General features: G+C 61.7%; 12 protein-coding genes. 4 read left to right on the top strand and 8 right to left on the bottom strand.

Annotated features, from left to right (window positions below):
* Positions 1–207: 207 nt before the first annotated feature.
* Positions 208–876, top strand: a complete 669-nt coding sequence (locus JQ574_RS23650) for a BA14K family protein (protein WP_212206652.1) — start codon at positions 208–210, stop codon at positions 874–876.
* A 55-nt stretch (positions 877–931) separates the two neighbouring features.
* On the opposite strand, the gene JQ574_RS23645 is transcribed toward JQ574_RS23650, so the two are convergent.
* A complete protein-coding gene (locus tag JQ574_RS23645; protein ID WP_212206650.1) occupies positions 932–1,795 on the bottom strand; it encodes a DMT family transporter in 864 nt (287 codons plus the stop codon).
* 215 nt (positions 1,796–2,010) lie between these two features.
* Here JQ574_RS23645 and JQ574_RS23640 point away from each other — a divergent pair, with 215 nt between their 5' ends.
* Together JQ574_RS23640 and JQ574_RS23635 are read left to right on the top strand one after the other, a co-directional pair.
* Entirely contained in the window at positions 2,011–2,418 is a 408-nt protein-coding gene (locus JQ574_RS23640) for a response regulator (protein ID WP_212206634.1), read from the top strand.
* A gap of 14 nt (positions 2,419–2,432) precedes the next feature.
* On the top strand, positions 2,433–4,667 hold the full coding sequence (locus JQ574_RS23635; protein WP_212206632.1) for a CHASE3 domain-containing protein: 2,235 nt from the start codon (positions 2,433–2,435) through the stop codon (positions 4,665–4,667).
* A 414-nt stretch (positions 4,668–5,081) separates the two neighbouring features.
* Here the strand turns inward: JQ574_RS23635 and JQ574_RS23630 are convergent, their stop codons facing one another.
* The 7 genes from JQ574_RS23630 to JQ574_RS23600 form a co-directional block, all read right to left on the bottom strand.
* Complete coding sequence (locus JQ574_RS23630) at positions 5,082–5,996, bottom strand: heme o synthase (RefSeq protein ID WP_212206628.1); 915 nt, start codon at positions 5,994–5,996, stop codon at positions 5,082–5,084.
* A 125-nt stretch (positions 5,997–6,121) separates the two neighbouring features.
* Positions 6,122–6,415, bottom strand: coding sequence for a GYD domain-containing protein (locus JQ574_RS23625; RefSeq protein ID WP_212206626.1), 294 nt, complete (start codon positions 6,413–6,415; stop codon positions 6,122–6,124).
* Between the two features lie 32 nt (positions 6,416–6,447).
* Complete coding sequence (locus tag JQ574_RS23620) at positions 6,448–6,849, bottom strand: cytochrome C oxidase subunit IV family protein (protein ID WP_212206624.1); 402 nt, start codon at positions 6,847–6,849, stop codon at positions 6,448–6,450.
* A 9-nt stretch (positions 6,850–6,858) separates the two neighbouring features.
* On the bottom strand, positions 6,859–7,581 hold the full coding sequence (locus JQ574_RS23615; RefSeq protein WP_212206622.1) for a heme-copper oxidase subunit III family protein: 723 nt from the start codon (positions 7,579–7,581) through the stop codon (positions 6,859–6,861).
* A gap of 10 nt (positions 7,582–7,591) precedes the next feature.
* Complete coding sequence (locus tag JQ574_RS23610) at positions 7,592–8,296, bottom strand: cytochrome c oxidase subunit 3 (RefSeq protein WP_212206620.1); 705 nt, start codon at positions 8,294–8,296, stop codon at positions 7,592–7,594.
* On the bottom strand, positions 8,293–10,068 hold the full coding sequence (locus JQ574_RS23605) for a cbb3-type cytochrome c oxidase subunit I (protein WP_212206618.1): 1,776 nt from the start codon (positions 10,066–10,068) through the stop codon (positions 8,293–8,295). The genes JQ574_RS23610 and JQ574_RS23605 overlap by 4 nt, the downstream gene beginning before the upstream one ends.
* 76 nt (positions 10,069–10,144) lie before the next feature.
* Positions 10,145–10,978 (bottom strand): cytochrome c oxidase subunit II, encoded by an 834-nt coding sequence (locus JQ574_RS23600; RefSeq protein ID WP_212206616.1) that lies wholly within the window; start codon positions 10,976–10,978, stop codon positions 10,145–10,147.
* A gap of 544 nt (positions 10,979–11,522) precedes the next feature.
* Here JQ574_RS23600 and JQ574_RS23595 point away from each other — a divergent pair.
* Positions 11,523–12,434 (top strand): DUF2189 domain-containing protein, encoded by a 912-nt coding sequence (locus tag JQ574_RS23595; RefSeq protein ID WP_212206614.1) that lies wholly within the window; start codon positions 11,523–11,525, stop codon positions 12,432–12,434.
* The last annotated feature ends 18 nt before the right edge of the window (positions 12,435–12,452 follow it).

The raw sequence follows: 12,452 nt of genomic DNA, 5'->3' as shown, positions 1-12,452 counted from the left end.
GACGCGATCGCCAATTGCGGCGACACTTTGCCCGGTCGCTGTTCCGGCCGTTTTTGGCGTCCAAATGTCGCGGAATCATAACGACCTGTTCATTCGACATACAGTTCCGATCTGACAGGCTCGCTGTTGCGCACGACCGGTGCGCGGGCTCGGGAACGCCCTCCTTCTCAAATGGTTAGGGTCCGTATCCCGGAGATGGAGCCAACAATGATCAATCTGAAAATTCTATGTTCCGCGGCAGCGATCGCGGTGCTTGTTGCACCGACGGTGCTGCCCAACCCGAGCTTCGCCCAGGCGCCTCCGAGCGCCGGGGGGGCCATTGGTGGTAGAGGTGGCGGCGGTGGAGCGGCTGTCGGCGGTGGTGGCGGCGGCGGAGCCGCTATCGGTGGCGGCGGCGGTGGTTTCCGCGGTGGTGGCGGCGGCGCGATGATTGGTGGCGGTGGCGGCGCGATGGTTGGTGGCGGTGGCGGCGCCTTCCGAGGCGGCGGCGGTGCACCCCCACCGATGGCGGGCGGCATTCGCGGCGGCGGTGGCGGCGGCGTCATCGGCGGCGGTGTGGCCCCCGGCCCGAGGTTTAGCGGCGGTGGCGGCTTCCATCATGGCGGTCATCGCCATCATCATCGCCATCGCCACGGCGGTTTCTACCCTGGTTTCGCAACCGGCGTCGTTATCGGCAGCGGGCTTGGCTATTACGGCAGCAGCTACGGCTACTACAACGACCCCTATTACTACGGCGACGAATATGTCGATGACGGCGTGGTCGCGGTCGTCCCGGGCGGCGACACCGTTGCTTCCTGCAGGGCGAAATATCGCTCTTACAATGTCCGGACGCAAACCTATCTCGGCTATGACGGGCGGCGGCATCCCTGCCCGTAACGCTGGCCAGTTAACCTGAATTGGAAGAGCGGCGCATTCCGGTGCGCCGCTCTTTTCATGCGCGTAGCGCCACCGCGACGCCGCCGAGCGTGATCACCAGGGCCGCGACCTCGCGCAAGCCGAGCGGCTCATTCAGCATGGCCGCCGCCGCCAGCACGCCGACCACCGGTACCAGCAGGGTGCCGATCGATGCGGTCGCCGCCGGCAGCCGCTCAAGGGCGGCGAACCAGCAGACGTAACACAGGCAAAACTGGATCACCGTCATATAGATCATCGACGCCCAGCCGATCGATGACAGCGCAGCCAATTGCGGCTGCTCGACCGCGAGCCCGACGATCGCGATCGGCAGGCAGCCGAGGCCGACCTGCCAAGCGGCGAGCGACAATGGCGGCATCGCGAGCGGGAAATGCTTGGTCAGCACGGTGCCGAGCGCGGTGCATACCGCGCCGGCCAGGGCGCACAGGATTCCCGGCAGCTTCTCGACGCTGGCGTCGAAGCCGTTGCCGCCGAGCAGCACCGCAATGCCGGCCAGCGAGACCGTCAAGGATATGGCCCGCAACAGCGACAGCCGTTCGCCGAGGATCGGCCACGCCAGAAACGCCACCCAGACCGGGATCGAGATTCCGAGCACCGCAGCCTCGCTGGCACTCAGCCACAACAATGCGAGCCCCATGAACGCAACCCAGCCGCCGAGCGACAACGTGGAAACCAGCCACAGCCGCAGCCACATTCCCTTGGGAACGCGGAGCGTCTCCTGCCGCGCCAGCGCGATCAACGCGAGGGCTGCAGCGCCGACGATGCCGCACAGGCCGCGCGACGACAGCGGTGGCCACTCCGTCAGCAGATGTTTCATGATCGGGAAGTTGAGGCCCCACCCTACCGAGGCGATCGACAGGACGATGAGGCCGAGCGGCGACATTCGGGGACGACCCGCTGGGCGATGTGTGGACACGGCGGGTTTAGATCCGGAACCGGGGACGCATTTGTTCTCGTTCTGACACAGACTACCGAATTCGCCTCTAGGCAAATCTTATATGCACTCTATCATACAGACGGCCAGTCGACGTTCCGCCTTAATCCTTGTCAGGGGTTTTTTGCGAGTCGCCGACTGCAGCCCGAGCAAAAGGAATCCGCGTGCCGCGCGTTCTCGTGGTCGATGACGACCCGATGGTTTGCGTTGCCATCGAAGTTTGTCTGCAGCGCCAGGGTTTCGAGGTCACCATTGCCGATGGTGGTGAGGCCGGGATGCAGGCGCTCGAAGCGACCGATTTCGACGTGATGCTGATCGACGTCTTCATGCCGCACATGCGCGGGTTTGAATCAATTCGGACGTTCCACGAGCGCCGGCCCGAGGTTCCGATCATTGCGATGTCGGGCTACGCCTTCGCCAACACCGACCGCGAGCCCGATTTGCTGCGGATGACCATCGAACTCGGCGCGGCATGCTGCCTGCGCAAGCCGTTCACGCCCAACGCGCTGTTGACCAGCGTCAACGAATGCCTCACGAAACCGATACAGTCTGCGCGCCTCTCAAAAAGATGAAAATAAAAGCGTCAATGCTCCCGCAGCGTATCATCCTTGGAATCGGCCTCGCGATCCTTCTCCTTATCGGTGCTGCTTCCATCGGCCTCGACCTGAAGTCGCGGGCCGATACGGCGTCGGTCGACCATGCCCTGGAAGTGCTGAAGCGAATCTCGGATATCCGGCCGCTGCTGCGCCGCGCCGAAAGCGCTGCGCGCGGCTTTGCGCTCACCGGCAACCCGGACTTCGTGAAGGAATATAACGAGTCCAGTGACGCAATCCTGCCGGCCTTCGATGACCTGATCAAGACCGTCGAGGGCAATCCCGGCCAAACCCGGCTGATCGAGGAAGCCAAGGCCCAGGTGGCCCGCCAGATTGTGACGGGCGGCGAGTTGATCAGGCTCAAGAATGCGGGCGACCAGGCAAAAATCGCCGCATTGCTGTCCAATGACGAGGACCGCAAGGCGACAGAGACGATCGGTGAAAATCTGGCAAAGACCGTCGCCGAAGAGCGAAGGCGTCTCACGCTGCGGCGCACCCAGTCCGAAACCAACGGCGGCTTCCTGCTGGCGGTTGACCTGGCTTGCGTGCTGCTGATCCTGATCCTTGCGACCGTCCTCACGCGCTCGAGCGGCAGGTCGCGCCGTGAGTTGCAAGAATCCCTGACTGCAACCAAAGCCACCAACGAGGCGCTGGAGGCCGCGGTCGCCGAACGCACCGGACACCTGGTCACGGCACACGAGGAACTCCGACACTCGACCGAAGTGATGCAGAGCACCTTTCACAGCATGGCGGAAGCGGTGCTCGTCATCGACGCCAAGGGCCGCGTGCTGCTCTCCAACCCGGCCGCGGAAAAGATGCTGCGCTACCGTCCGGGCATGACCGTGGAACTGCTGCGGCAGCTGAGCACCGTCTTTCGCGCCGATGGCGTCACGCCGCTGCCTACCCGGGAGATGCCGGCGGCGCGCGCGCTGCGCGGCGAGGAGTTCGACGCCACCGAAATCGTGGTGCGGCCCAAGAGCGGCAGCGCGCCGGTTCACCTCGTCATCAGCGGCCGGCCGCTGCGCGACGCATCGCGCGCCATCAGCGGCGCGGCGCTGCTCTATCATGACATCACTGCGACGCGCGAAATCGAGCGCAAGCTGCAGCAGTCGCAAAAACTCGACGCTATCGGCAAACTGACCGGCGGCGTAGCCCACGATTTCAACAACATGCTGACCGTCATCACCGGCACCACCGAACGGCTGGTCGCCGCACTCGAGGACCAGCCGGCACTGAAAAAAACCGCCGAGCTGATCGACGTGGCGGCGGAACGCTGCATCGAGCTGATCCAGCATCTGCTGGCATTCGCGCGCCGGCAACCGCTTCAGCCGCGCAATATCGACGTCAACGGCACCGTCCTCGACATCGCCAAGCTGCTGCGCCCTACCCTCGGCGAACACATCGAGATCGACTCGATCCTCGAGCCGGAGGTTGCGGCCGCGCATATCGATCCCTCGCAGCTGGCGAACTCGCTGCTCAACATGGCGATCAATGCCCGCGATGCGATGCCCGAAGGCGGCAAGCTGCTGCTGGAGACCCGCAACGTCGTGCTCGACCAGGCCTATGCACAGGCCAATCCCGACGTGCTGCCCGGCCCGTACGTGATGCTGGCGGTCAGCGACACCGGCACCGGCATGTCCAAGGAGATCCAGGACAAGGTGTTCGAGCCGTTCTTCACCACCAAGGAAGTCGGCAAGGGTACCGGCCTCGGCATGAGCATGGTCTACGGCTTCGTCAAGCAGTCCGGCGGCCACATCCGGGTCTACAGCGAGGAAGGCCACGGCACCACGATCAAGCTTTATCTGCCGCCCGCCCGCGGCCAGGCGCCGGCCGCCGTGGCTGCGGCCGCCCCGCTGGTAGGCGGCGCCGAAACCATCCTGGTGGTGGAGGACGATGATCTGGTGCGCAACTTCGTCACCACGCAGTTGCAGACCCTCGGCTACCAGACCCTCGATACCGCAGACGGTCCCTCGGCGCTGCAGGCCGTGAAAAACGGCCTGCCTTTCGACCTGCTCTTCACCGACGTGATCCTGCCCAACGGCATGTCCGGCAGGCAGCTCGCCGACGAAGTCGTCAAACACCGGCCCGGTATAAGAGTGTTGTATACCTCTGGATATACCGACAACGCGATCGTGCACCAGGGGCGGCTCGACCCCGGCGTCTTGCTGCTGAGCAAGCCCTATCGCAAGTCGCAGCTGGCAAAAATGATCCGCCAGGCGCTGGACTAGAGCCTTATCAGTTCAAATTGAATCAGAACCGCGGACTCATTACCGCGTAGGAACGAATCGTACCACCTGGCGCTTGAATCCCGGTTCTGTTCTGCGTGGCAACCATGAACTGAGAGGCGAAAATGTTCCTGATGGGGCTTGGCGCGCTGCTCGTTCTCGGCGGAATGTTGTACATGGCCCGCACCGCCATTTGGCGGGGATCGCTTAGCGGCCCGGACTCCTCCCGGCCGGTTCGCGGCACTCTGGAGCCGCCACGGCGCAGTCTCCGATTCCTGGGCCTGGCAACGAACTGGCCGGGCATTCTCCTTATGGTGATCGGCGCAATTCTGCTGGTGTCGGGGTCCGGTTTCTAGCTTCGCCAATGCCCCAAAGGCCCCGGAGCGATCCGGGGCCTTTCTTGTCGATAAGCGCTGGCTAGTGAGACTGAACGGAGGGAACAGCATCCATCAGCAACACCCCAAAAAGCAGGACCAGATAGAGCATCGAAAACACGAACAGGCGACGAGCGGGCCGCCTTTCCTTGCCGTCGTCGCTCTGACGTACCTGCCATGCGAGAAAAATCATGATCGCGCCGAGCATCGCTGCAGCCGCGCCATAGATGGCGCCCGCAAACCCCAGTGCCCAGGGTGTCAGCGAGATCGGAGCCAGAACAACGCTATAGAGAAGAATCTGGCGCTTTGTTTCGGCCTTGCCGGCTACGACCGGCAACATCGGCACCCCGGCTCTGGCATATTCTCCGGCAAGATTGAGCGACAATGCCCAGAAGTGAGGTGGCGTCCAAAGGAAGATGATCAGGAACAGGATGAGCGGCTCGATCCCGACGCTTCCCGTGGCCGCAACCCAGCCGATCACCGGTGGAAGTGCGCCAGCCGCACCGCCAATGACGATATTTTGCGGCGTTCGGCGTTTGAGCCACATCGTGTAGACGACGACATAGAAGAAAATTGTGAAAGCCAGCAGCGCAGCCGCGGCCATGTTCAGCAACGTGCCGAGGGCCAGGATGGCGCAGCTTCCAAGCATCAATCCGAAAACCAATGCTTCCGGGCGCGATACGCGGCCGCTGGGAATCGGACGCATGGCGGTACGCGCCATCACCGCATCGATGTCGGCGTCGTACCACATATTGAGCGCACCTGCAGCGCCCGCTCCGGCAGCTATGCAAAGAAGAGCAGCGGCACCGGCGAAGGGATCGATGTCGCCGGGTGCAACCATGAGACCAACCAGTGCGGTAAAGACGACCAGCGACATAACGCGCGGTTTCGTCAGCGCGACATAGTCCCCGATGCCGGCGTAGCTCCCGCGAAGGAGCATCGAACGATTGATTTGCATGAGATTAATGCCTCCTCTTGCCGGCGACATGGCGGCGTCTGCGTAGTAAAAAACGATGCGATCGTCCTGAAATATCCCTTTGCAAAACCAGGACTGAAAACTTCACCAGCACACCTTTTTGCCGTCTAGCCCAGCGACTTGATGATTTCCCGATAGGCTGTTTCAGGAAACGCTTTCAGCGTGCGCGTCCGGATATTTCCCTGCAAGCCCAGTTGCAGGCTGAAACGTGCCGCCACGGCGTCATCGGGAGCCTCATAGATCGCGACGATGTCAAAGTCGCCCATGGTCAGGAAAAAGAATTTAAACTCGCCGCTCATATCCTTGAGCGATTTCTTTGCTGCGTCCAGGCGGCTTGGCGAGTCCTTCACCTTCAGAATGCCTTGCTCGGTCCAGTTTGCAAGCATGACATATGTGGTCATGGCCATCCTCCATTGGTACGAGGCAACAGCGCCTACGTCGAAGGCGCGAAGAACACGACCCGGATGAGGTGCGTGTAGTCGGATTCGAACACCATGATCGCCACGAACACCAACACCAGCACCGGCGGCAGCAGGATGGCATAGCTCAACGCCAGCCGCTCCCAGGCCATGTGCATGAAGACGGCGACGATCAAGCCGGCCTTCAACACCATGAACAACAGGATCAGCGACCATCGGAGATAGCCTTGGAAGTGGAAGTAGTCGACGAGATAGGAGCAGGCGCTGAGAACGAACAGCCATCCCCAGACCACGAGATAGAGCTTGATCGGGTGCTGCTGGCCCTCTGCGTGCGTGGCTCCTGATGCGGGCACGTCATGCACATGCGCGTGCAGCGAAGGTTGCTGGGCTTCCAGATGTACCGCCACGTTTGTCATGCGCCGACCTCACCAAAGATAAAAGAATGCAAAGATGAACACCCACACCAGATCGACGAAGTGCCAGTAAAGGCCCATGATCTCGACGATCTCGTAGTGTCCCTTTCTGCTCGTGAAGAAGCCGCGCCTTTCGACGTCGAAGTCTCCCCGCCAGACCTTTCGCGCGATGGCGATCAGGAAGATCACGCCGAACGTCACGTGAGTGCCGTGGAAGCCGGTGATCATGAAGAAGCTCGAGCCGAACTGCGCCGCGCCCCAGGGGTTTTCCCAGGGCCGTACGCCCTCCGTGATCAGCTTGGTCCATTCGAAGGCCTGCATTCCGACAAACGTTGCGCCAAGCGCCGCTGTGACCAGCATCAGGACTGCGGTTTTGACGCGATCGCGGCGGTAACCGAAATTGACGGCCATCGCCATGGTGCCGCTGCTGGAGATCAGGACGAAGGTCATGATGGCGATCAGGATGAGCGGGATATGATGCCCGCCAATCGTGAGAGCGAATACCTCGCTCGGATTCGGCCACGGCACAGTCGTGGACATTCGCGCGGTCATGTAGGACAGCAGGAAGCAGCTGAAGATAAAGGTGTCGCTCAGGAGGAAGATCCACATCATGGCCTTCCCCCAGGAGACATTCTTGAACGTGCGCTGATCCGACGACCAGTCGTCGGCAATACCCCGCAAGCCGGCGGCCCGCGCGGGCGATTCTCCAGGGTTTGTCAGCACAGTCTCTGCCATCTGGTCTCTCCTAGGTGAGCAACCTGCGACAGATGTCGACGAAATCGTCCGTCCAGCCCGTCAGCAGGCCAAGCAAGACCAGCCAGACCAACAGCAGGAAATGCCAATAGATCGTGCAGAGCTCCACGCTCAGGCGCACCTGCGCCATCTCGGCGCCGCGCCAGACCCTGGCAGTCGCTCTGCCGAGCGCCACCAGGCCGCCCATCAGGTGCAGGCCGTGCGCCGCCGTCATCATGTAGAAGAAGGAATTGGCTGGATTGGACGCGACGAAATAGCCCGCTGCGCGCAGCTGTTGCCACGCCAGCAGTTGCCCGATCAGGAATGTAATCGCGGACGCACCGCCTGCGCAAAGACCGATGATCACACCGTCCATGTCGTCCCGGCGTGCGGCCACGTGTGCCCATTGCAGCGCGACACTGCTCAGGACCAGGACGCCCGTGTTGAACCACAGCAGCGAAGGCACCGGCATCGCGCGCCAGTCCATCATGTTCATGCGCATGGAGTAAGCGCTGATGAAGAGCGCGAACAGCGAGCCGGCGACAGCGAGAAACACGCCCAGTCCGAGCTTGGCTGCCGGCAAGGTGATTGCACCCGTTCCCGGGAAATCGTCGATCGAACCTTCTTCCAGCCAGGGTTTGGCTGTCAGCCGTTGCTGCGAGAGCCACCATCCAGCGATGACCGCCATGACAGCCATGAACAGGATGATGGCGCTCACGGAGCAGCTCCCTGAACGGCCGGCGTCGTCCGCGGCTGGTTCTGCGGAATGAAGTCCTGCGCAGCACCGGGCACGCTGTAGTCATACGCCCACCGGTAGACCACCGGGAGCTCCTTGCCCCAGTTGCCGTGCCCGGGCGGGGTTTCCGGCGTCTGCCACTCCAGTGTTGTCGCCCGCCATGGATTGCCACCCGAAGGCCTGCCCCTGAACAGGCTCCAGACCAGATTGAACAGGAACACCATCTGGGCGAAGCCCACGATCAAGGCCATGACGGTGATGAAGGCATTGAGCGTATGGGTCGATGACGGGATGAACGCCGCCTCGCCGATGTCGTGGTACCGGCGCGGAACGCCGAGCAGTCCAATGTAATGCATCGGGAAGAAGATCAGATAGGCGCCGAGGAACGTCACCCAGAAATGAAACTTGCCCATCCAGTCATCCAGCATTCGCCCGGTGACCTTGGGGTACCAGTGATAGATCGCACCCAGCACGACCATGATCGGCGCCACGCCCATCACCATGTGGAAATGCGCGACGACGAACATGGTATCCGACAGCGGGACGTCCACGACGACGTTGCCGAGGAAGAGGCCCGTGAGCCCGCCGTTCACGAACGTGATGATGAAGCCGAGGGCAAACAGCATCGGAACGGTGAGATGAATGTCGCCGCGCCACAGGGTCAGCACCCAGTTGTAGACCTTGATAGCGGTCGGGATGGCGATGATGAGCGTCGTGGTGGCGAAGAAGAACCCGAATTTCGGGTGCATGCCGCTCACATACATGTGGTGCGCCCACACGACGAAGCTGAGAGCGCCGATTCCGACGATCGCCCAGACCATCATGCGATAGCCGAAGATGTTCTTTCGCGCGTGGGTAGAGATCAGATCGGAAACGATGCCGAAGGCCGGCAAGGCGACGATGTAGACTTCCGGATGGCCGAAGAACCAGAAAAGGTGCTGGAACAGGATCGGGCTGCCCCCGCCATACTTCATCTGCTGGCCCATCTCGACGAGTGCCGGCATGAAGAAGCTGGTTCCCAGCAGACGGTCGAACAGCATCATGACCGAAGCAACGAACAGCGCCGGAAAGGCCAGCAGCGCCATCACGGTGGCCGTGAAAATGCCCCACACCGTCAACGGCATCCGCATCAACGTCATGCCGCGTGTGCGCGCCTGCAGTACCGTCACCACATAATTCAGCCCGCCCATGGTGAAGCCGATGATGAACAGGATCAGCGAGACCAGCATGAGAACGATGCCCCAATCCTGCCCGGGGGTGCCGGAGAGAACCGCCTGCGGTGGGTAGAGCGTCCAGCCGGCGCCGGTGGGCCCGCCAGGCACGAAAAAGGTCGACGCCAACACCAGGACCGCGAGCAGGTAGATCCAGTAGCTCAGCATGTTGACATAGGGGAAAACCATGTCCCGGGCGCCGACCATCAGCGGGATAAGGTAGTTGCCGAAACCTCCCAGGAACAATGCCGTGAGCAAATAGATCACCATGATCATACCGTGCATGGTGATGAACTGGAGATATTGGCTTGCATCGATAAAGGAAAACGTGCCGGGAAATCCCAGTTGCAGTCGCATCAGCCACGACAGTACCAGGGCCACCAGCCCGATTGCGGACGCCGTCAGCGAGTACTGGATGGCGATGACTTTGGCGTCCTGCGAAAAGACGTACTGCGTCCACCAGCTTCTGGGATGATAGAGCTCAACCTCCGGCACTTCGGCAGGCGGCGCGTCCGCGCGTGCGTCATATGGGACATCGACCATAGAAAAACCCTCCTTGGTCGTTTCCATCGGGGGCGATCCGTTCACGCGCCCGATTGATCTTTGCAGCGGCGCTTTCCTACTTGCCGCCCGATTTGTACGTCGCCTTCGTCACGGCGTTTCGGCCTGACAGTTCTGCAAACGTCTTCTGCGTCTCCAGCCAGGCGTGATATTCACTCACCTCCTGGACGATGACCTTGGCCCGCATCTGCGCGTGTGCCACGCCGCATAGCTCAGCGCAGAGAACATCAAACGTTCCGGTCCGGATCGGGGTCATCCAGAAATAGGTCACCATGCCTGGAACCATATCCATCTTGGCCCGGAACTCGGGCACATAGAAATTGTGCAAGACATCGAGCGAGCGGAGCAAAACCTTGACCGGCTTCCCGATCGGGAGGTGCAAGTCGCCGCTGTCGATCACGACGTCGTCTTGTCCATTCGGATCGTCGCGATTCAAGCCCATGGGGTTTTCGGGACTGATGTTGCGGACATTGGTTGTGCCCATCCGGCCATCCTTCCCCGGTAGGCGGAAGCTCCATTGCCACTGCTGGCCCATGACCTCGATCTCGGTGGCATCAGCCGGAACCGTGACGAACTGGTGCCAGACAACCAGGCCGGGCGCCAACATGGCTCCGACGCCGACCGCAGTCCCGATGGTGAGCCACCATTCGAGCTTCTTGTTTTCGGGATTATAGGCTGCCCGCCTTCCCTCCTTGTGATGAAAGCGGAAGACGCAATAGGCCATGAACGCGATCACCGCGAAGAACACCGCTCCGGTGATCCAGAAGGTGATGCTGATGGTGTGGTCGATGTAGCTCCAGTTCGTGGCGATCGGCGTCCACCACCACGGGCTGTAGATGTGAAACAGCACCGAGCCGACTGCGACCAGAAGCAGTATGAGTGCGACAACCATCCTTCAGTCCTCCTTGCCATTCAAGGCAACGGAGACGGATTAAAGGGCGCAGCTCACTGTCGCGATGGCCGACTTCACATGCGCCATCGCAGTGTGTCTTGCCTCGCCCATATGACCGGTCGCGACATCCAAACGTGGCACGGAGCACACGTTACGACCGCTAACCATCGGATCCGGGGCGTCAGAGAGTAAGATGGTACGCGTCCAGCCGCGCGTCAATAGATGATAGAGGACTACCTCGTCGGAGCGCCAGGCTGATGCCGCAAGCAGCGCGTGTCAGCCGGCTCGATCGCTTGAGGATAACGCAACGCACCAAATGACCGGGAACGTGCACACTTCACCGAACCGTGAGCGCCGCCTGATCCCAATCGCGTTAATCTGCCTCTGCAGGTCGCGACAAGTTTCGTCCGGCTAAGCTCCTCTTCGTTGACCTCGGGTTTGCCGCACTCGGCTCGATCGCGTTTCTCGCACTTTGCGGCGGACACGCGTGGCTGAAAACCGCGTCGGTGTCACCGCCACGGCTTTCAGCACGGGAGGTGCGTTCATGGCCACCATGTATTCCGACAACATCGCAAAAGTTGGACGGCACGTATTCGGCGACGCCGCCACATATCCGATTCGCAAAATCGGACTGTCCGACCTGCACGAGGCGCTGCGCCTGGGCTGGGAAGACTTCAAGGCAATGCCAAGCCACGCGGTTGTCGTGTGCGTGATCTATCCCGTTCTCGGTATTGCCCTGTTCAGGATGGTGCTTGGCTATTCGGTACTGCCACTGCTGTTTCCGCTGGCAGCCGGGTTTGCCCTGCTCGGACCCTTTGCAGCGATTGGCCTCTACGAGCTCAGCCGCCGCCGCGAGCGCGGCGAGGAAGTCGACGTATCGAAAGCGCTTCACGTGCTGCGCGCGCCGGCTTTCGGCGCCATGATCGAACTCGGCGTGCTCCTGCTCGTCCTGTTCGGAGCCTGGATCGGCGTAGCGAACGCCATCTACGTTTCAATCTTCGGCCATGCTCCGGCTGCGAGCATCCCTGACTTCGCAACGCGCGTGCTGACGACGCCGGAAGGATGGTCGCTCATCATCGTTGGCTGCGGCGTCGGTTTTCTGTTCGCGGTCGTGGCACTGTGCGTCAGTGTCGTGTCGTTTCCATTGATGCTTGACCGGCATGCGACGGCGATAGACGCGATCCGGACCTCGATCTGGGCGGTGATGAAAAATCCGGTTGCGATGGCCGCGTGGGGGCTGATCGTCGCGGCGCTGCTGGTGATCGGTTCGCTACCGCTGTTCGTTGGCCTGGCCGTCGTTCTGCCGGTGCTCGGTCATGCCACCTGGCATCTGTACCGGAAAGTGGTGGAGCCGGACCCCAATCCCCCACAGGAGGAAGAACCCCATTTGCGCAAAGGACACCGCTACGCCGCGGATTTCCCGGCCAATCTGTTTCCGTGGAGCCGCGAGAAGTAAGCGCAAGTGATACGAGGC

The sequence above is a fragment of the Bradyrhizobium sp. AUGA SZCCT0158 genome, assembly GCF_018130065.1.
In the GTDB taxonomy this organism is placed as follows: Bacteria; Pseudomonadota; Alphaproteobacteria; order Rhizobiales; family Xanthobacteraceae; genus Bradyrhizobium.
This window is presented reverse-complemented; position numbering and strand designations above follow the sequence as displayed.